Origin of the sequence: Sphingobacterium suaedae (genome assembly GCF_042684625.1) — a bacterium.
In the GTDB taxonomy this organism is placed as follows: Bacteria; Bacteroidota; Bacteroidia; order Sphingobacteriales; family Sphingobacteriaceae; genus Sphingobacterium; species Sphingobacterium suaedae.
In genome coordinates, this window is record NZ_JBHULR010000004.1 from 208,587 (window position 1) to 226,715 (window position 18,129).

At 45.1% G+C, this 18,129-nt stretch carries 13 protein-coding genes; 10 read left to right on the forward strand and 3 right to left on the reverse strand.

The genetic code is table 11. The features are described from left to right. Positions 1 to 9: 9 nt before the first annotated feature. From ACFSR5_RS10420 to pnp, 6 genes are all read left to right on the forward strand, one after another. The gene (locus tag ACFSR5_RS10420; protein WP_380903448.1) at positions 10 to 1,593 is read left to right on the forward strand and encodes a SusD/RagB family nutrient-binding outer membrane lipoprotein; all 1,584 of its coding nucleotides are present in this window, start codon (positions 10 to 12) and stop codon (positions 1,591 to 1,593) included. A 94-nt stretch (positions 1,594 to 1,687) separates the two neighbouring features. Then, positions 1,688 to 2,047, forward strand: a complete 360-nt coding sequence (locus ACFSR5_RS10425) for a hypothetical protein (protein WP_380903450.1) — start codon at positions 1,688 to 1,690, stop codon at positions 2,045 to 2,047. A 115-nt stretch (positions 2,048 to 2,162) separates the two neighbouring features. Beyond that, positions 2,163 to 3,599: an alpha-L-fucosidase gene (locus ACFSR5_RS10430; RefSeq protein ID WP_380903452.1), complete on the forward strand. Its 1,437-nt coding sequence runs from the start codon at positions 2,163 to 2,165 to the stop codon at positions 3,597 to 3,599. Positions 3,600 to 3,612: 13 nt separating this feature from the next. Next, the gene (locus ACFSR5_RS10435; RefSeq protein WP_380903454.1) at positions 3,613 to 4,647 is read left to right on the forward strand and encodes a sialidase family protein; all 1,035 of its coding nucleotides are present in this window, start codon (positions 3,613 to 3,615) and stop codon (positions 4,645 to 4,647) included. Positions 4,648 to 4,809: 162 nt separating this feature from the next. Continuing rightward, positions 4,810 to 5,088 carry a 30S ribosomal protein S15 gene (rpsO, locus tag ACFSR5_RS10440; RefSeq protein ID WP_380903456.1) on the forward strand — a complete coding sequence of 93 codons (279 nt, stop codon included), beginning with the start codon at positions 4,810 to 4,812 and terminating at the stop codon, positions 5,086 to 5,088. Between the two features lie 200 nt (positions 5,089 to 5,288). After that, positions 5,289 to 7,478, forward strand: coding sequence for a polyribonucleotide nucleotidyltransferase (pnp, locus tag ACFSR5_RS10445; protein WP_380903458.1), 2,190 nt, complete (start codon positions 5,289 to 5,291; stop codon positions 7,476 to 7,478). Positions 7,479 to 7,616: 138 nt separating this feature from the next. Here the strand turns inward: pnp and ACFSR5_RS10450 are convergent, their stop codons facing one another. Next, on the reverse strand, positions 7,617 to 7,946 hold the full coding sequence (locus ACFSR5_RS10450; RefSeq protein WP_380903460.1) for a DUF493 family protein: 330 nt from the start codon (positions 7,944 to 7,946) through the stop codon (positions 7,617 to 7,619). A 76-nt stretch (positions 7,947 to 8,022) separates the two neighbouring features. Next, positions 8,023 to 10,290, reverse strand: a complete 2,268-nt coding sequence (locus ACFSR5_RS10455; protein WP_380903462.1) for a GH92 family glycosyl hydrolase — start codon at positions 10,288 to 10,290, stop codon at positions 8,023 to 8,025. Between the two features lie 222 nt (positions 10,291 to 10,512). Here ACFSR5_RS10455 and ACFSR5_RS10460 point away from each other — a divergent pair, with 222 nt between their 5' ends. Then, on the forward strand, positions 10,513 to 11,514 hold the full coding sequence (locus ACFSR5_RS10460; protein WP_380903464.1) for a LacI family DNA-binding transcriptional regulator: 1,002 nt from the start codon (positions 10,513 to 10,515) through the stop codon (positions 11,512 to 11,514). On the opposite strand, the gene ACFSR5_RS10465 is transcribed toward ACFSR5_RS10460, so the two are convergent. After that, a complete protein-coding gene (locus tag ACFSR5_RS10465; protein WP_380903466.1) occupies positions 11,504 to 11,989 on the reverse strand; it encodes a methionine-R-sulfoxide reductase in 486 nt (161 codons plus the stop codon). The genes ACFSR5_RS10460 and ACFSR5_RS10465 overlap by 11 nt on opposite strands. A 293-nt stretch (positions 11,990 to 12,282) precedes the next feature. On the opposite strand from ACFSR5_RS10465, the gene ACFSR5_RS10470 reads away from it, so the two are divergent. From ACFSR5_RS10470 to nrfD, 3 genes are read left to right on the forward strand one after another with little or no spacing between them, the layout of a single operon-like run. After that, positions 12,283 to 13,566, forward strand: a complete 1,284-nt coding sequence (locus tag ACFSR5_RS10470; RefSeq protein ID WP_380903468.1) for a cytochrome c3 family protein — start codon at positions 12,283 to 12,285, stop codon at positions 13,564 to 13,566. Positions 13,567 to 13,605: 39 nt separating this feature from the next. Continuing rightward, positions 13,606 to 16,617, forward strand: a complete 3,012-nt coding sequence (locus tag ACFSR5_RS10475; protein ID WP_380903470.1) for a TAT-variant-translocated molybdopterin oxidoreductase — start codon at positions 13,606 to 13,608, stop codon at positions 16,615 to 16,617. 28 nt (positions 16,618 to 16,645) lie between these two features. Then, the gene (gene nrfD / locus ACFSR5_RS10480; protein WP_380903472.1) at positions 16,646 to 18,127 is read left to right on the forward strand and encodes an NrfD/PsrC family molybdoenzyme membrane anchor subunit; all 1,482 of its coding nucleotides are present in this window, start codon (positions 16,646 to 16,648) and stop codon (positions 18,125 to 18,127) included. Positions 18,128 to 18,129 lie beyond the last annotated feature (2 nt).

Below are 18,129 nucleotides of genomic sequence, written 5' to 3' on the forward strand. Positions count from 1 at the left end.
CAACTTATCATGAATAAATCATTTCATATACTATTGTTTTTCATGCTTTCTGTTTTGGGTTTTACAGGTTGTAAGACACAGCTGGAAGATAGCTTTGAAAATCCAGATCAAACGACGGAAGCGAGTATTCCGGGATTCTTTACCGATATCCTGAATAACGATCGGGTGAGACCGTCTTACTGGCACTACAGAACTTTTATTTTGTCAAGACAGGCAATCTATACGCAAACCGCATCGTTTATTCCTGCGAACAACATGTACCAGCCAAACGACGGATATTCTTATGACTACTGGAAGGATTTCTATTCCCCAGGGGTTTTAGGTGTTTACCGGAAAATGGAAGTGGCTTTTGATGCGTTATCCGCAGAAGAAAAGGCAAATCAACAGATCTTCATGCAGGCGGCGAAAGTGGTTATCTATGACGAAGCATCGAAATTGATTGATAACTTTGGCGATATTCCGTTTTCAGAAGCAGGAAGCCTTCCTACCAATGGTACCATCGTTAAGCCTAAATTCGATGATCAAAAGGAATTGTATTATTCGTTTGTTGATTCACTGAAAAGTTTGAACACATACTTTTCGAAAGCGGCGACTACGACGTACTTTTCAAAGTACGATATCTTAAATAAAGGTGTTGCAGAGAAATGGAGACGATACACCAACTCGCTGCGTCTACGTTTATTGATGCGTATTTCCAACGTGGACGAGAATAAAGCAAAAACCGAGGTCATGGAGATGCTGAATAACCCAACGGAATACCCATTAGTAGATGGGAATGCAGCAATAAATTATTCGCCGGTAAATTCCGATATACTTTTACAGCCATTGACGACAAACACGACGACATTGAGACAAGCCTTGCAGGAAGGTCCTAATTTCTACGCAACGGATTATATGCTGAATAAAGTTATGAAGCCTGCGAATGATCCACGTATTCCGGTGTTTTATGATAAATTTGGTGAGACAAAAGACAATAAGTTCATTCCAAATAAAGAGTACAAAGCCATGCCGATTACTTTTACGGAAAATGAATTGTTGTCGAATTACCAAAAATATTCAATTATCGATTCGGCTACTTTTTTCGATAATAAGTATCTGCCAGGAATCGTGACAACAGCTTCGGAAACTAATTTTAATAAAGCTGAAGCTTATCTGCGTTGGGGAAGCGACGTCAGTGCAAAAAATGCTTATGATGTGGCTATCAAACAATCGATAACTTTTTACTACTATCTGAACAATTTAATGGGGACGGAAGGGCTTAAGGCCGAGACAATTCCTGCAGAAGATGTAATCAATGATTTCGTAGAGAACTCTACGGTACAATATGCCGGAAGTACAGCAGAGAAATTGGAGCTTATTATTACCCAAAAATGGTTGCACTACGGATTCTTACAGGCGCAGCATGCATGGTCGGAATACAGGAGAACCGGTTATCCAAAGATCACGGAACTGCGGGCAGGCCTAGCAAATTACGCGACTCCTCCGATGCGTTTCTTGTATCCTACTGGAGAGGTTGCCAATAATTCGGAGAATTATGAAGCTGTTCGATCTAAAGATACACGGGATACCAAGATATTCTGGGACGTTGACTAACGATATCACTGTTAATTTTAAAGGCCACCTTCGGGTGGCTTTTTTTTATGTAGCACACTTGGTGCTAAACTCGTTTTATAACAAATCAAAAATTATGAACATATCCCGTATCCTTTTACTAACAGCCTTCGTTTGGTGGGTGTCTGCTTGTAGCGATCATCCCGAAATGGAGCTTGCGGATAACGCTTTCATTGTGCGCGTCATGGGCAAACAAAAGTGCTCCGGTACGCTCGGAAATTTTAATAAAGCGGATTTTGAGCGCTTGAAAAAATTCACGAACGTAGACGATGTATCTGCTAATCCTATTGGATTGATTAACCTGAAGGGGGAATATACCGAGGGACAACAACTGCTCGTCCATATTCGTAAACTGGTGGGTGATGAAAATCGTCCGTGTACGGGAGATGTGATACGCTATCCGGAAGTTTGGGTGTCGGCCGAACAGAAGCGCTGAACCATAGAAAATTCCCGCAGCGATGGGTGCTTCGGGGAACCTAAGCTTGTCGTTTTCGTGCTTTAGATGTATATTTACGCATCATAGAGAAACATAACAAACTTATCTGACAAACATGCGCTCTTTTTGTAAAAACGTTTTAGCCATAGGTTTATCCTTGACGGCTTCTGGGGCATTTTCGCAGGCCCACAATGTCTCTGCTGGATATCAAAAGCCCAGTGATCCGCTTGTCATCCAGCATTTGGAAGAATGGCAAGACTTGAAGTTCGGACTTTTTATGCATTGGGGGACCTATAGCCAGTGGGGAATCGTGGAGAGCTGGAGTTTATGCCCTGAAGATGAAGGATGGACGCAGCGCAAGCCCGAACACGGGGCGACATATTACGACTATGTCAAAAATTACGAAAACTTGCAGAAGACCTTCAACCCGACCGCTTTTGATCCGCAAAAATGGGCAGACGCGGCAAAGGCGGCCGGAATGAAATATGTGGTATTTACAACGAAACATCACGACGGCTTTGCCATGTTTGATACGAAGCAATCGGATTATAAGATTACGTCACCGAACACACCTTTTTCAAAACATCCAAAAGCCGATGTCACCAAGGAAATCTTCTCCACGTTCCGTAATGAGGGATTCAAGATCGGGGCGTATTTCTCAAAACCGGATTGGCATACCGAATACTACTGGTGGCCGTACTTCCCACCGAAAGATCGCAACGTCAATTATGATCCGCAGAAGCATCCCGAGCGCTGGGAACAATATAAGCAGTTTACGTTTAACCAGATCAATGAGTTGACATCAAACTACGGCAAGGTGGATATTCTGTGGCTGGATGGCGGTTGGGTGCGTCCCTTCAAGACGATTGATCCCACCGTGGAATGGCAACGGACGATAAAGGTGGAACAGGATATTGACATGGACCGGATAGGTGGGATGGCACGGAAGAATCAACCTGGTATCATTGTGGTAGACCGTACTGTACCCGGCAATTGGGAAAACTATGTTACACCGGAGCAAGCCATTCCTGAGCATCCGTTAGATATTCCCTGGGAAAGCTGTATCACGATGGGGAATTCGTTTTCGTACGTCCCGAACGATCAGTATAAACCGACCAAGCAGCTTGTGGAGACACTCGTGAAAATCATTTCGCGCGGGGGGAATTATCTATTGAATATTGCGCCGGGGCCGAACGGCGACTTTGATCCGGCGGCATACGACCGGCTTGGCGAGCTATCCACATGGATGGACGTCAATGGAGATGCTGTGTTTGGGACGCGTGCCATTGCGCCGTATCACGAAGGAGATTATTATTACACCAAAAGTAAAGATGGTCAGGTACTGAATGTATTTCATTTGGCTGACGGGGATAGCTATGCGGCGCCGGCTTCCTATGCATTTACGGTTCCGGCGGACTTTCAGGTGAAACAGGTGAATATTTTGGGATACAAGGGAAAGGTCAATTGGTCGAAGACCGGAAACACGGTGACGGTGCGTAAGCCCAATGCCAAGCTGTTGTACGCTACGGCTATACAGCTGCAACGGAAATAATCGAAGGCTCGATATGAACAAAATTTTAAGCGTCGTTATATGGTGGTGTTGCACGTGTGTGGTCCAAGCACAAGATACCTCCGTTCGGATATTGAAAACAACGTTTCTTTTTCAAGAAGGGAAATTTTTTGCACAGTGCCACGCGTCGACGTTGGAAGAAACATCGGATGGGATGCTGTTGTCCAGTTGGTTTGGCGGAACACATGAAGGAAATAACGATGTGGTCATCTGGGGTTCGCGTCTGGAAAATGGAGTCTGGACGGATCCGGAGGTGTGGGCCAATGGCGTAACGGAAGACCGAAGGCAATGGCCCTGTTGGAACCCGGTCTTGTTTAGAGCGCGCGACGAAGATAACATCCATCTTTACTACAAGGTGGGGCCAAACCCAAGGGAATGGTGGGGCATGGTGAAGACGTCCGCCGACGGCGGAAAAACGTGGTCTGCAGCACAGAAATTGCCTGCCGGAATACTGGGGCCGATCAAAAATCGACCCATACAGCTGGCCGACGGAAGCGTCCTTTCCCCATCTAGCGTGGAGCGGAGCGAGGAACGTTGGGTGGCGCATGTAGAACGGAGTGAAGACGGACAGCAAACGTGGCGTTCTTATCCCGTTGATCATACGGGAGCGTTTAACGTCATCCAGCCGAGTATCGTGCAGCATGCGGATGGTCGCTTACAGGTGTTGTGCCGAAGCAAGGAGGGCGTTGTGGCTACAGCTTGGTCTTCTGATGGAGGAAAGCAATGGTCGCCGCTCGAGAAGACTGATCTGGTGAACCCGAATTCGGGAACGGATGCTATCCGGGTCGGAAACCGCTTGTTTATCGTGTATAATCCGGATATCCCCGGCAAAGACTGGTGGGAGGGACGCTCAAAGCTTAGGCTGGCCACGTCTACGGACGGATTGCATTGGTCTGATGTCTTGTCGTTGGAAGATGAAGAAAAGGGGGAATTCAGTTATCCCACGATTATGCAAGATGCAGAAGGGTTCGTGCATATCACGTATACCTATAATCGCAGAAACATAAAGCATGTGGTTTTGGCGCTATAAAGGGTATGTTGACGCTGTTAACGCGACTGGCTGAATTTTCTGACCAGTACAATCCCAGGATGATCGTAGAGGATGGCCTGTTTTTTATTTTATTTTTCGGGATTTATTTCTATCTTTGCGGGCAATTAATAAATTTTTTAACGCTTTAATATTATTCAAGAGATGTATTTAAGTAAAGAATACAAAGCTGATATCTTCGCAGAATTTGCAGGTGCAGCAACAAACACAGGTTCTGCAGAAGGACAGGTTGCTTTATTCACTAAAAGAATTGCTCATTTAACAGAGCATTTGAAAAAAAACAGAAAAGATTTTAATACACAACGTTCCCTACAAATGTTGGTCGGTAAACGTCGTTCATTATTAGCTTATCTGTACAAAAAAGATATTAACCGTTACCGTGCGATTATCAAAGCATTAGGTTTACGCGATATCATCAAATAAGCTTTTAGAAAGATAAACAGAAAGCCATCTACTTGCGTAGATGGCTTTTTTCTTGTCCATCTGGTCTATGGATCTATACAGTTTTTTTAGAACCTGCGGTATAACGTGTAAATTTTATTTACCTTTGTGTGGAATTTTAAGGTCTATAATAAAGTGGCATACGACAGTAAAGATGAAAAGTATGCCGAAATGAATTACAAATGAGTTATAACGAAAAGAAAGTATCGATCGACTTGGGCAACGGATTGGCTCCGATCGAGTTATCGACAGGTAAATTAGCAAAGCAGGCAGATGGGTCTGTCGTATTGAAACAGGGAAACACCATGCTATTGGCAACAGTCGTATCGGCAAAAGAGGCTAAAGCAGGTGTAGATTTCCTTCCGCTCTCGGTCGATTACCAAGAAAAATATGCTGCTACGGGACGTATCCCAGGCGGATTCCTACGCCGTGAGGCAAAATTGTCGGATTACGAAGTGTTGATCTCCCGGTTAGTGGATAGAGCTTTGCGTCCGCTATTCCCAGAGACGTATCACGCCGACACACAAGTGATGATTTCGTTGATTTCTGCAGATAAAGATACAATGCCGGATGCGCTTGCTGGTCTAGCAGCGTCAGCTGCCTTGGCCGTGTCTGATATTCCGTTCAACGGGCCTATTTCTGAGGTCCGTGTCGCGAAAATCGACGGGAAGCTGTTGATCAACCCGACATTAACCCAGTTGGAAAATGCGACATTGGAATATATCGTGGCTGGTTCGGCGCAGGACATTGTCATGGTAGAAGGAGAATCGAAAGAAATTTCGGAAGCGGAAATGGTTGAAGCGATTGCTTTTGCGCACGAGGCCATTAAAAAGCAAGTTGCAGCACAGATAGAATTAGCGAACCTGGTCGGTTCTACTGTGAAACGTGAATTCAACCACGAACCTTCCAATTTGGAATTGCGTGATGCCATATTTGCGGCGACCTACGAAAAGGTATACGCCGTAGCGAAATCCGGATCTACAAAACACGAACGTTCCGAAAAATTTGCGGAAATCGGTGAAGAGTTTTTCGCGACATTGGGCGAAGAGATAGACGAAGAAACGGCATTTTTGGCCAAAAAATATTACCACGATGTACAATACGACGCGGTACGCAATTTGGTCTTGGATGAAGGAATTCGTTTGGACGGCCGCGATGTTCGAACAGTGCGCCCGATCTGGTCTGAAGTGGATTATTTGCCAGCAGCACACGGATCGGCGGTGTTTACCCGTGGTGAAACACAATCCCTGACATCCGTCACGTTGGGTGCGAAAGATGATGAGCAGATGATTGACGGTGCGTTTATCCATGGATATAACAAATTTATCCTGCATTACAATTTCCCGGCTTTTTCTACGGGCGAGGTACGTCCAAATCGTGGACCGGGCCGTCGTGAGGTAGGCCATGGTAACTTGGCAATGCGTTCATTGAAACAAGTGTTGCCCGCTGATTCAGAGAATCCGTACACGATCCGCGTTGTTTCGGATATCCTGGAGTCGAATGGTTCGTCTTCTATGGCGACCGTTTGTGCTGGAACGTTGGCGTTGTTGGATGCCGGTGTTAAATTGAAAGCGCCAGTTTCCGGTATCGCTATGGGATTGATCACGGACGAGAAAACCGGAAAGTATGCGATTCTTTCCGATATCTTAGGCGATGAGGATCATTTAGGTGATATGGACTTTAAAGTAACCGGTACTGAAAATGGTATTGTCGCTTGCCAGATGGACTTAAAGATCAACGGTTTGAAATGGGAAGTATTGACCCAGGCATTGGATCAAGCGAAGGAGGCCCGTTTGCACATCTTAAACGAGATGAAGAAAACCATTGCGGCTCCACGGGAAGATTACAAACCGCATGCGCCTCGTATCATCTCGATGACAATTGATAAAGAGTTTATCGGTGCGGTCATTGGGCCTGGTGGTAAAATCATTCAGGAAATGCAACGCGAAACAGGATCTACGATATCTATCGAAGAAGTGGACGGAAAAGGGATTGTTCAGGTCTTTGCGGATGACAAAGCTGCTATTGACGCTGCTGTGTCCCGCATCCGTGCGATCGTAGCAAAACCGGAAATTGGGGAAGTGTACGAAGGGAAAGTAAAGTCAATTATGCCATTTGGTGCTTTCGTGGAAGTGTTGCCAGGTAAAGATGGATTGTTGCATATCTCGGAAATCGACTGGAAACGTCTGGAAACGATGGACGGCGTATTTAAGGAAGGTGATTTGGTCACCGTAAAATTGTTGGATATCGACAAGCAAGGTAAAATGAAGCTTTCCCGTAAAGCGTTGTTGCCTCGCCCGCCGAAAGAGGACAAACCGAAACCAGATTCAGCGAAGCCGGCTGAGCCGACTACAGACGCACCACAAGCATAAAAAATAAACGTTTGTTTGTTATAAATCCCGCTTCAAGCGGGATTTTCTATGGTTATACTATCCTGTCTGTGGACGGAATAAAAAGAGGCGAGGCTGTCAATCTGACAGCCTCGCCTCTTTTTATGTATCGTTTAGCCTCTACAGCATAATTACCGATTCGATTTTCGACACCTTTTTGTAGTAGTCGATGACATCTTCTGCGTGATTGACAAAAGTCTCGACCGTAATGGATCGATATTTTCCACCAGAAGATTCCTTTTCAGAAAATTTGCTGCTAGGATGCGTAAAAACTCCTTTTACCTGCGTTAATTTTTCTTCGTCAGCCTTTATAATAAACTTAAAGGTGTACATGCTCGGAAATTGTTCCACGGAATTTAATTTTACGCGGAAATTGTCGTAAAAGTCGGTGGCGCTGCTCCCCTCATTGTCGGGCAGGTCTTGCATATGAATATTGCTAAAATCAGTCATGATATGTTCTCCTTGTATTCCTTATGGCAATAACCATACCTAGTGTGCTTTCTGTCGATTTGTCGGGACACTGCCTTTAATTTTCCATGGATGTTGGCCAGCTCGACCGGTCTTTTCCAAAACGCTTGTTGGGCGTTGCCGACATCTCAAAAACCAGCTCACCTCCTTGCAGCATATCTTGATGCGTAATAAATGTTTTGTGGTAGGGTTGGCCGTTCCAGGTAACCGACTTGATGTATACATTGGTTTTGGAATTGTTCTTCGCCGTAATTGTGAAGATTTTTCCGTTAGGCATGGAAATCACGGCACGGTCCAAACTCGGGCTACCAAACACATATTCGCCACCCACAGGTGCAGCAGGGTAGAGCCCCATCATCGACCAAACAGCCCATGCGCTCATTTGTCCGGCGTCTTCATTTCCGGCGTAGCCATCTGGACGGTCGTGGTACATGGAATCCACGATCTGGCGGATTTTCTCTTGTGTCTTCCAGGCCTCTCCGATATAGCTGTACATGTAAGCGATGTGGTGGCTTGGCTCGTTCCCATGGGCATACTGTCCAATAAAGCCGCTGGCGTCAGGTGATTGGTTTTCGCCGGTCATATAGGAAGGTGCCGTAAATAAGTTGTCCAGCATCTTGCTCAAGCCGTTTCTGTTCGGGAATAGTTTTGCTAACCCACGGACGTCGTGTGGTACAAAAAAGGAATGTTGCCAGGCATTGCCTTCAATGTATTGACTTTTGTCAAAATCATGTTCAGAGTAAAACGGGTCGAAAGGCTCGACGAATTGTCCATTTTTGTATTTGGCACGCATGAAGCCGGTTTTTGGATCGAAGTGGTTGACGTAATTTTTTGCCCGCTTGGTAAAGAGTTCATAGTCCTCTTGCTTTCCTAGCTTTTTGGCGACAAGCGAAATACAATAGTCGTCGAATGCATATTCCAATGTTTTAGTCACACTACCTCCATTGACATCTTGCGGGACGTAACCGTATTGGATGTAGGCAGGAACTTCCCGGATCTCTTGGAAAGCACTATGGCGCATGGCCTGGTAGGCGCGTTCTGCGTCGATTCCTGGCCAGTCTTTCAAAACCGCGTCTGCCAATACCGGAACGGCATGGTAGCCGGTCATGGTATTGGTTTCAAACGTGCTTAGATCCCAGACCGGCAGCAGACCATTTTCGTCGTGAAATGCAAGTAAACTATTTAGCATATCCGTATAGCGCTCGGGCTGCGTAATCGTGAAAAGCGGTTTCAGCGCACGGAAGGTGTCCCATAGGGAGAAGAATGTGTAGCGCTGTCCTCCGTTCGGCATCTGCCGATGTTGGCCTTTATAATTTTTGTAGGCACCATCTTGATCCGAATACAAAGTGGGGGCTACGGCCGTGTGGTATAGTGCTGTGTAGAATATGGTTTTTAGCTTTTCATCTGTCGACTCTACCCGGATCTTGTCAAGTTCGGTTTCCCATTTTGCGGCCGCTTCTTGCTGTACGCGTACGAAATTCCAATCTGGAATCTCCGACAGTGCTGCGAGTGCTTTCTGTTCGTCGGTCATGGAGAGCGCCACTTTGATCTGTACGGCTGATGTCTGATCAAATACAAGTTGCGCGTTTACGGCATGTCTGCCGCGCTGCGTGCTGTTATCGATCCGGATGGTAGGGGTACTGCCGCCCGAGGACTCTTGCCCGTTAAAGAAATAGGACCGTATAGGTTTTGAGGTGCGTAGCGCAAAATATACATGTTGTTTGTTGGCCCAACCTTGGGAGTAACGTTTGCCCATCAGGGTGCTGTCATTGACGATGGTGATTTCAGTATCTACAGGCCTGTCCCAATTATAAGTATGGTCTAAGTCTAATCGAATGGTCGGTTGTGCAGTACCCTGTGGAAAGGTATACTGGTGGAAGCCTACGTGCTCGGTTGCCGTCAGCGCGGCTTCAATACCGTTCTCCAACTTTACCCGGTACATGCCGGGACGGGCAGATTCATTTTCCCGCGAAAATTTGACACGTGTATCGATCTGATTTTTATACACAGGTTGAGTTAAGGGCATGACCGCAATATCGAGCCAGTCTCCAATACCTGTTCCGCTTAAATGCATATGGCTAAAACCTGCAATGGAGTCGGAAGAGATGTGGTAACCGCTGACCCAGTCCCAACCACCTTTTCCATTATCGGGGCTTAGCTGAACCATAGAAAAGGGTACCGTAGCTCCAGGATACGTATGCCCGTGACCTCCGGTACCAATCCATAGATTGACGTGTTTGTTTAAAGATTGTGCGCCTGCAGATGACCATCCGGCAAGAAGCGCTGAGGCAAACAGCCCCATGTTGATGAGTGTATTCGTACGCATAATGTCGTGTTAGCTATATCTCGACAGGCCATGCCCTAATCATATTATCCGTCGTTGCCGACAAAATGGGGCAGGGCGCTGTTCGGTAAATTGGATAATATTACGAAAAAAAAAAGGATCTTGCTAAATAAAACCTTTTAGCAAATATTTTTTTAGCGTAGCTGTCCTATTTGCTAAAAAAATTTAGTAGATTGGTGCACTAAATTTTCCGTAAACCAAGATATGAAAAAACGAGTACTGATTAGCGATATCGCAAAAGCGCTAGGGATTTCCGTGACTACGGTGTCTTTTATCTTAAACGACAAGGCAAAAGAAAAAAGGATAAGTGATGCGCTGACGAAACGTGTGCTTGATTATGTAAAGAAGGTCGGCTACAAACCCAATCAGCTGGCGAAAAGCTTGCGCACCGGACAAACAAAGATACTCGGACTATTGGTGGAGGATATCGCAAACTCGTTTTTTTCTAACGTTGCCAAACATATTGAGCGTCGGGCTTATGAAGCAGGATACCATATTATCTATTGTAGTATGGATAATGACGAACATAAGGCGAAAGAGCTTATTCAATTGTTCATGGACCGACAAGTGGATGGTTTTATCATCACGCCATCGGAGGGATTGGAGGAAACCATTTCCAATATCAAGCAAAATAATATCCCGTTGGTCTTATTTGATCGTTTTATTCCTGCTGTCGAGACGAACTATGTCGTGTCGGATAACCGCCGGGGTTCTTACGAAGCGACGAAACACCTTTTGGAAGGGAACAATAAACGCATTGGTCTAATCTCGTTATATTCCAATCAAACGCAAATGCGGGATCGATTGGAGGGCTATATGGAGGCGATGGACGAATTTCGTGTGCAGTCGTTCATTAAAAAGCTCAATATGGAGAGCCCGGAAGATGAGTCAAAAGAGCAGATATTGGAATTTGTGGTAGACAATAAACTAGACGCGGTTTTGTTTGCAACCAACTATTTAGCGGTTCGAGGTCTGAAGGCGCTTAAAGCGAGTCAGACCAAGCTGCCCAATATGGTTGCTTTTGACGAACACACCCTTTTTAAATTGCACGACCCATCTATTTCCGTCGTATCCCAAGATATCGAGCAATTGACGCGAGAACTGATCCAAACGCTAATAGCCGATATCGACGGAAAGTTGAAAGAGGCACGGCAACTGACTATTCCGTGCCATTTGATCGTCCGGGAGTCTTCCACTATGGCTTAGCGGGGACAAATTTCATGGAAATAGAGTTGACGCAATGACGGGTGTCCTTGGCTGTGAAGCCTTCACCTTCGAACACATGGCCCAAGTGAGCACCACAGGTGTTGCATAAAATTTCCACACGGCGACCGTCCGCATCCACTTCCCGTTTTACGGCGCCAGGTATTTCGTCATCAAAGCTTGGCCAACCACAATGTGATTCAAATTTATCCTTCGAGAGATAAAGCGGGGCATTACAGCGTTTGCAGATATACGTGCCTTCGGCTTTATTGTCCAATAGCTCTCCCGTAAAGGGGCGTTCTGTTCCTTTATGTACAATCACATACTCTTCTTGCGGCGTTAATTTGTTGAATTTTGTCGTATCACTCATCGTCTTTTCGTTTTTTTCTGTGCTTTCTTTTGGCTGCTGTACAGAGGCTTGTCCGCATGCTATACAAACAAAGGTAAAAATTAGGGTGTATAAGAAGCTCCTCTTCATATATCGAAGTTCCGAAAATTCGTCTATATTTTTGTCGAACGGGTGTCAATAATCAGGAACAATTTCGGGTATGTTTTTTTGTCATATCTGCGTCATGACACCCGCAAAAACCGCTTTTACGGGGTCATTTGGCCAGTTATTTAGAATGGTTTTAAATTGACAATTTGCGTCATTAAATTGTCAGTGATTGCTTAAATAGTTATACTTTTGTGCATTGTTTGGAGGGTTTAGACCATTTAGACGACGTATTTTAAAAGTTTTATATCATAAATAAATAGTATAAAGTGCTAAATATGAGAAATATCTCATCCGTTTTGGGAAGACTTGCAAAGACGATGTCCGTTGGCTTGATGTTGTTATTTGCCGTTACAATGGCGCATGCGCAAGATGTTAAAGAAGGTCAGACGCTTTTTAAGTCAAAATGTACAACCTGTCACAGTGTGACAAAAAAGGTCGTTGGTCCGGCGTTGGCGGGAATGTCCGAACGACACTCGGAAGAATGGTTGGTGAAGTGGATTCACAACTCGCAAGCGATGGTAGCTGCTGGAGATCCAACGGCTGTTCAGATTTTCGAGGAGTACAACAAGATGGTGATGACATCGTTCACCGATTTGTCGGAAGATCAAATTAAGAGTATCATCGCTTATGTAAAAGATGAAGAGGCGAAGGCTGCCGCTGGTCCTGCTGATGGTGGGCAAGGCGAAGCTGGTGCTGCGAAATCGGATGACGCCAACACCTTTATGATTATCGGGCTAATTGCTATTGTGGCTTTAGCGATCGTGGTGATTGTGGTGTTGAACCGTGTTATCCGGACGTTGGAGAAAGTGATTGCGAATAACCAAGCTGCAATAGAGGCTGCGCAAGCAAGAAACGAACAGTATCAAGAAAATAACGTTGCGAAGTTTGCAAAAGCTTTTGTAAAGAATAAGAAGTTGGTTGGCTTCGCCGTATTGATGTTGGTTGCCTTCTTGGCTGTATTGGGCTGGAATACGATGTGGAATGTGGGTGTGCACCAAGGGTACGAGCCTGTACAGCCGATCAAGTTCTCACATCAGATCCACGCGGGAGTTAACCAGATTGAATGTCAATATTGTCATGGTGGTGCATTTAAGTCGAAAAATGCATCGATCCCTTCGGCAAATGTGTGTATGAACTGTCACAATACGGTAACAGCTTCGGATCATTACGATGGTGAATTGTCGCCGGAGATCGCAAAAATTTACAAGGCGTTGGATTACAATCCTGAAACGCGTGAATATGGTAATAATCCAAAGCCTATCCAGTGGGTGCGGATTCATAATCTGCCGGACTTTGCTTACTTCAACCACTCGCAGCACGTTGTTGTTGCTGGTGTAGAATGTCAGACTTGTCACGGACCTGTAGAAACAATGGAAGAAGTTTATCAATACTCTCCTTTAACCATGAAATGGTGTGTGGACTGTCACCGGACAACGGAGGTGAATGCGGACAACGCATACTACGATCAATTGATCGAGGCACACGAAAAATTGAAAAAAGGTGAGAAGATGACAGCCGCTATGATCGGCGGTCTAGAGTGTGGTAAATGTCACTATTAATAATTAATTTAGGAATACGCAATCTTATATACAGCTTAAATGGATAGCAACAAAAAATATTGGAAAGGTTTGGAAGAATTGCAACAAACACCTGCTTTCGTTGAGAGTAGCAAGGGTGAGTTTGCCGAGCCTATTCCTGTAGAAGATGTTTTAAATGAAGCAGGCTTGAGCACGAAGACTCCTCGTCGTGACTTCTTAAAAGCTTTGGGATTCGGTTTAGGTGCTGTGACATTGGCGGCGTGTAATCGTACACCTGTTCATAAAGCAGTCCCTTATGTTATCAAACCAGAAGAAGTAACTCCGGGTATACCGAACTATTATGCTTCTTCTTTCAATGGGCAGAGTGTGTTGGTTAGAACGCGTGAAGGTCGTCCGATCTCCCTAGCTGCTAACCCGAACTCTGTTGGTTTAAATCAAGGTACAGACGCAACAACTGCCGCCTCGGTCTTGGATCTATATGATATGTCTAAATTGCAAAACCCACAATTGGGTGGCAAGGATGTGGAATGGTCTAAGTTGGATAGTACAGTTATTGCCGCATTGAATAAGGCAGCGGCTGCGGGCAAACAGATTGCTATTGTCTCCAATACCGTAAATAGTCCATCTACATTGGCGGCTATTGCGAAATTGGCAGCGAAGTATCCGACGACAACACATGTTCAGGTAGACGCCATTTCGTACAGCGGAATTATCGAAGCGAATAAGGCTGCTTTCGGAAAAGCTGTAATTCCATCGTACCACTTTAATAATGCGAACGTAGTTGTTTCTGTTGCGGCAGACTTCTTGGGAGCTTGGTTGGCAGGTGAAGAACATACACAAGATTATATTAAAAACCGTGATTATACCTCGTTAAAAAACGGTAAGATGTCGCGTCATATCCAATTTGAATCCGGTTTAAGTATGACTGGTTCTAATGCGGATGTCCGGATTGCGATCAAACCTTCGGAAGAGGGTGCGGTGCTTATCTCGTTGTACAATGCCATTACGGGGCAGTCTTTGTCGGGTGGTGTTGCCAATAAGAAAGCACAGACAGCTATCACGTTGGCTGCAAAAGAATTAACCAGCAATCGTGGGGCAGCTTTAGTTGTAGCTGGTTCAAATGATGTACACAGTCAGCTATTGGTCAATGCCATTAACAGTGCACTTGGGGCTTATGGAGCGATTATCGATCTGGATAATTTTTCTAAGCAATACCAGGGCTCGGATACCGCCTTTCAACAATTCTTGTCCAACGCAAGTTCGGGCCAAGTAGGTGTCGCTTTCTTCTTGAACAGCAACCCTGTATACGACTACTTTAAAGCGGCTGATGTAACCAATGCGTTGGCCAAAGTCGAATTTACGCTGTCGTTTGCAGATCGTGCGGATGAAACAGCAGCTACTTTGAAAGCCATTGCTCCGGCTTCTACCTTCTTGGAATCTTGGGGAGATGCTTCTTCGAAAGAAGGATATTTTACAATTGTTCAACCAACGATCAATCCTGTTTTCAATACGCGCCAAGCAGAGCAGAGCTTATTGGTGTGGTCTGGAGACACGACAAATATTTACGAATTCGTCAAACAAAATTGGGAAGCCAACATTTTGGCCGGTACGGGAAAGACCTGGAAGGATGTCCTTCAAACAGGTTTCGTCTACAAGGGGACAAACAGTGGCTCTTCTTATACCGCTAATGTCGATGTGAATGCAGCAGCGGCAGCGATTTCAGCTGCAGCAAAAGCAGTAGCCGGTGACGTGGAGCTAAAACTTTATGAGTCTACGGTCATGCGCGATGGACGTTATGCGAACAATGCGTATTTGCAAGAGCTTCCTGACCCGGTCACGAAAGTAACGTGGGATAACTATGCGGCCATCAATCCTAAATTTGCAGAAGAGTTAGGATTGGGTGAGAATGGTAAAATTAAGGTGGATGCGAACGGGTATTCCTTGGAGTTGCCTGTGGTAATGCAACCTGGTCAAGCATTAGGAACAGTATCTATTGCCGTAGGATACGGACGTACTAAAGTTGGTAAAGCAGGGAATAACGTTGGGCAGAATGCTTATCCATTTGCTCGTTTGGTGAATGGTACGATTCAATTCGCATCGAAAGCAACAGTAGCAAAAGCTAGCGGCACGTATGAATTGGCTCAGACACAAACACACCATACGATTGAAGGACGTAATATCATTCGTGAGACGACGTTTGCAAAATATCTAAAAGATCCAAACTCAGAATCTGGACGTTTTTCGGATACGCACAAAACCTATGATTTATGGAATAAGTTTGAATCGCCAGGACACAAATGGGTGATGGCTATCGACTTGAATGCATGTACAGGCTGTGGATCTTGTATCGTAGCGTGTAATGTAGAGAATAATATTCCGGTTGTTGGTCGCGATGAGGTTCGTCGTCGTCGGGAGATGCACTGGTTACGGATTGACCGTTACTACACCCTCGAGTCGGGAAGTGAGAAGTTGACCAAAGAAAAAGAGATCGCAAAGGCTACAGATTTAGATTACGAAAATGTAACGGTTGTTCACCAACCGATGTTGTGTCAGCACTGTGATCACGCTCCATGTGAAACGGTATGTCCGGTGCTCGCCACAGTCCATTCGTCGGAGGGGTTGAACCATATGGCTTATAACCGTTGTTTTGGTACGCGTTACTGTGCAAACAACTGTCCATATAAAGTGCGTCGTTTCAACTGGTTCAATTACTGGAACGATTCACGTTTCGATAACTATTTGAATAACGAGTTTACGCAATTGGTATTGAATCCAGATGTGACTACGCGCTCGCGCGGGGTTATGGAAAAATGTTCGATGTGTATCCAACGTATCCAAGGTGGTAAGTTGAAAGCAAAAATCGAAAACCGCAAGTTGAAAGACGGTGATGTTAAAATGGCATGTCAGGAAGCTTGTTCAGCAAACGCGATTATCTTCGGGGATGTAAATGATCCGGAATCGGAGGTGTCTAAAGCGTTACGTAACGAACGCGTTTATTATGTGTTGGAAGAGATCAACGTGCAGCCCAATATTGGTTACATGACGAAAGTTAGAAACACATTTGAAGCGTAATTTTATTCTAATCTGAAATAAAACAATTATGTCATCGCATAACGAATCAATATTAAGAGAACCATTAGTAACCGGCAAGAACATCACGTATGCTAAAGTGACGGATGACATCTTGTTACCGGTTGAAAATAAACCTAACAAAGCGTGGTGGATCGGCTTTATTGTCGCTGCATTGGGTGCTATGTTATGGGTTGTGAGTGTTGGATATACATTTTGGACAGGTATCGGCGCTTGGGGTCTGAATAAAACAGTAGGCTGGGCTTGGGATATTACCGACTTCGTATGGTGGGTAGGTATCGGTCACGCCGGAACGTTGATTTCAGCTGTATTATTAATCTTCCGTCAGAACTGGCGTAACTCCATTAACCGTTCTGCCGAGGCGATGACGATCTTCGCCGTGATATGTGCGGCAACGTATGTTGTTGCCCACATGGGACGCCCTTGGTTAGCCTATTGGATTTTCCCTCTTCCAAACCAGTTTGGATCACTTTGGGTAAACTTTAATTCCCCATTGGTATGGGACGCTTTTGCGATCTCAACGTATTTTACCGTATCGTTGGTATTCTGGTACTGTGGTTTGTTACCGGATATCGCTTCTGTTCGTGACCGTGCTACAGGCTTGAAGCAAAAAATTTATAGCGTATTGTCTTTCGGCTGGAATGGCTCGGTAAAGACTTGGCAACGGTTTGAGATTGTGTCATTGATCCTTGCGGGTATTTCGACCCCATTGGTACTTTCGGTGCATACCATTGTATCTATGGACTTTGCGACGTCTGTGATTCCAGGTTGGCATACCACGATCTTCCCTCCGTACTTCGTAGCCGGAGCGATTTTCTCTGGGTTTGCCATGGTACAAACGTTATTGTTGATCTTGCGTAAGGTTATGAACTTCGAAGACTATATCACGATGTTCCATATCGAAGCGATGAATAAGATCATCATGACCACAGGTTCCATTGTTGGTATCGCCTACTTGACCGAGTTGTTCATCGCATGGTATTCTGGTTCGGAATACGAGATGTACGCCTTTGAGAACCGTATCGCAGGGCCTTACGCTTGGGCATACTGGGCGATGATGACGTGTAACGTGATTTCTCCACAGTTATTCTGGTTCAAGAAAATCCGTACCAGTATTCCTATCTCGTGGATTTTGTCTATCGTTGTAAACATTGGTATGTGGTTCGAGCGTTTCGTAATCATTGTAACATCGCTACACCGCGATTACCTACCATCGTCTTGGGCGATGTTCTATCCGACCTGGACGGACGTAGGTATCTTTGTGGGGTCTATCGGATTGTTTTTTACCTTATTCTTGTTGTTCCTTCGTGTATTGCCTGGGATTGCGATTGCTGAAGTTAAGTTGTTGCTTAAGTCTTCGTCGTTGCAACAGAAAACGAAACTGGTTAAAGAGGGAGCGTTCCCTGCAGAGCAGGTGGAATATTTTGCCAATTCATTGGAGAAATACGACTCTGTTACACAAGAAGATATTAACGAATTAAAACAAAAATAATA

Bases quoted from the DNA above. Each gene is read 5' to 3' on its own strand.
- ACFSR5_RS10460 (WP_380903464.1), top strand. From the start codon at position 10,513: ATGAAAAAACGAGTACTGATTAGCGATATCGCAAAAGCGCTAGGGATT.
- rpsO (WP_380903456.1), top strand. From the start codon at position 4,810: ATGTATTTAAGTAAAGAATACAAAGCTGATATCTTCGCAGAATTTGCA.
- ACFSR5_RS10455 (WP_380903462.1), bottom strand. From the start codon at position 10,290: ATGCGTACGAATACACTCATCAACATGGGGCTGTTTGCCTCAGCGCTT.
- pnp (WP_380903458.1), top strand. From the start codon at position 5,289: ATGAGTTATAACGAAAAGAAAGTATCGATCGACTTGGGCAACGGATTG.
- ACFSR5_RS10465 (WP_380903466.1), bottom strand. From the start codon at position 11,989: ATGAAGAGGAGCTTCTTATACACCCTAATTTTTACCTTTGTTTGTATA.
- ACFSR5_RS10435 (WP_380903454.1), top strand. From the start codon at position 3,613: ATGAACAAAATTTTAAGCGTCGTTATATGGTGGTGTTGCACGTGTGTG.
- ACFSR5_RS10425 (WP_380903450.1), top strand. From the start codon at position 1,688: ATGAACATATCCCGTATCCTTTTACTAACAGCCTTCGTTTGGTGGGTG.
- ACFSR5_RS10430 (WP_380903452.1), top strand. From the start codon at position 2,163: ATGCGCTCTTTTTGTAAAAACGTTTTAGCCATAGGTTTATCCTTGACG.
- ACFSR5_RS10420 (WP_380903448.1), top strand. From the start codon at position 10: ATGAATAAATCATTTCATATACTATTGTTTTTCATGCTTTCTGTTTTG.
- ACFSR5_RS10470 (WP_380903468.1), top strand. From the start codon at position 12,283: ATGAGAAATATCTCATCCGTTTTGGGAAGACTTGCAAAGACGATGTCC.
- ACFSR5_RS10450 (WP_380903460.1), bottom strand. From the start codon at position 7,946: ATGACTGATTTTAGCAATATTCATATGCAAGACCTGCCCGACAATGAG.
- nrfD (WP_380903472.1), top strand. From the start codon at position 16,646: ATGTCATCGCATAACGAATCAATATTAAGAGAACCATTAGTAACCGGC.
- ACFSR5_RS10475 (WP_380903470.1), top strand. From the start codon at position 13,606: ATGGATAGCAACAAAAAATATTGGAAAGGTTTGGAAGAATTGCAACAA.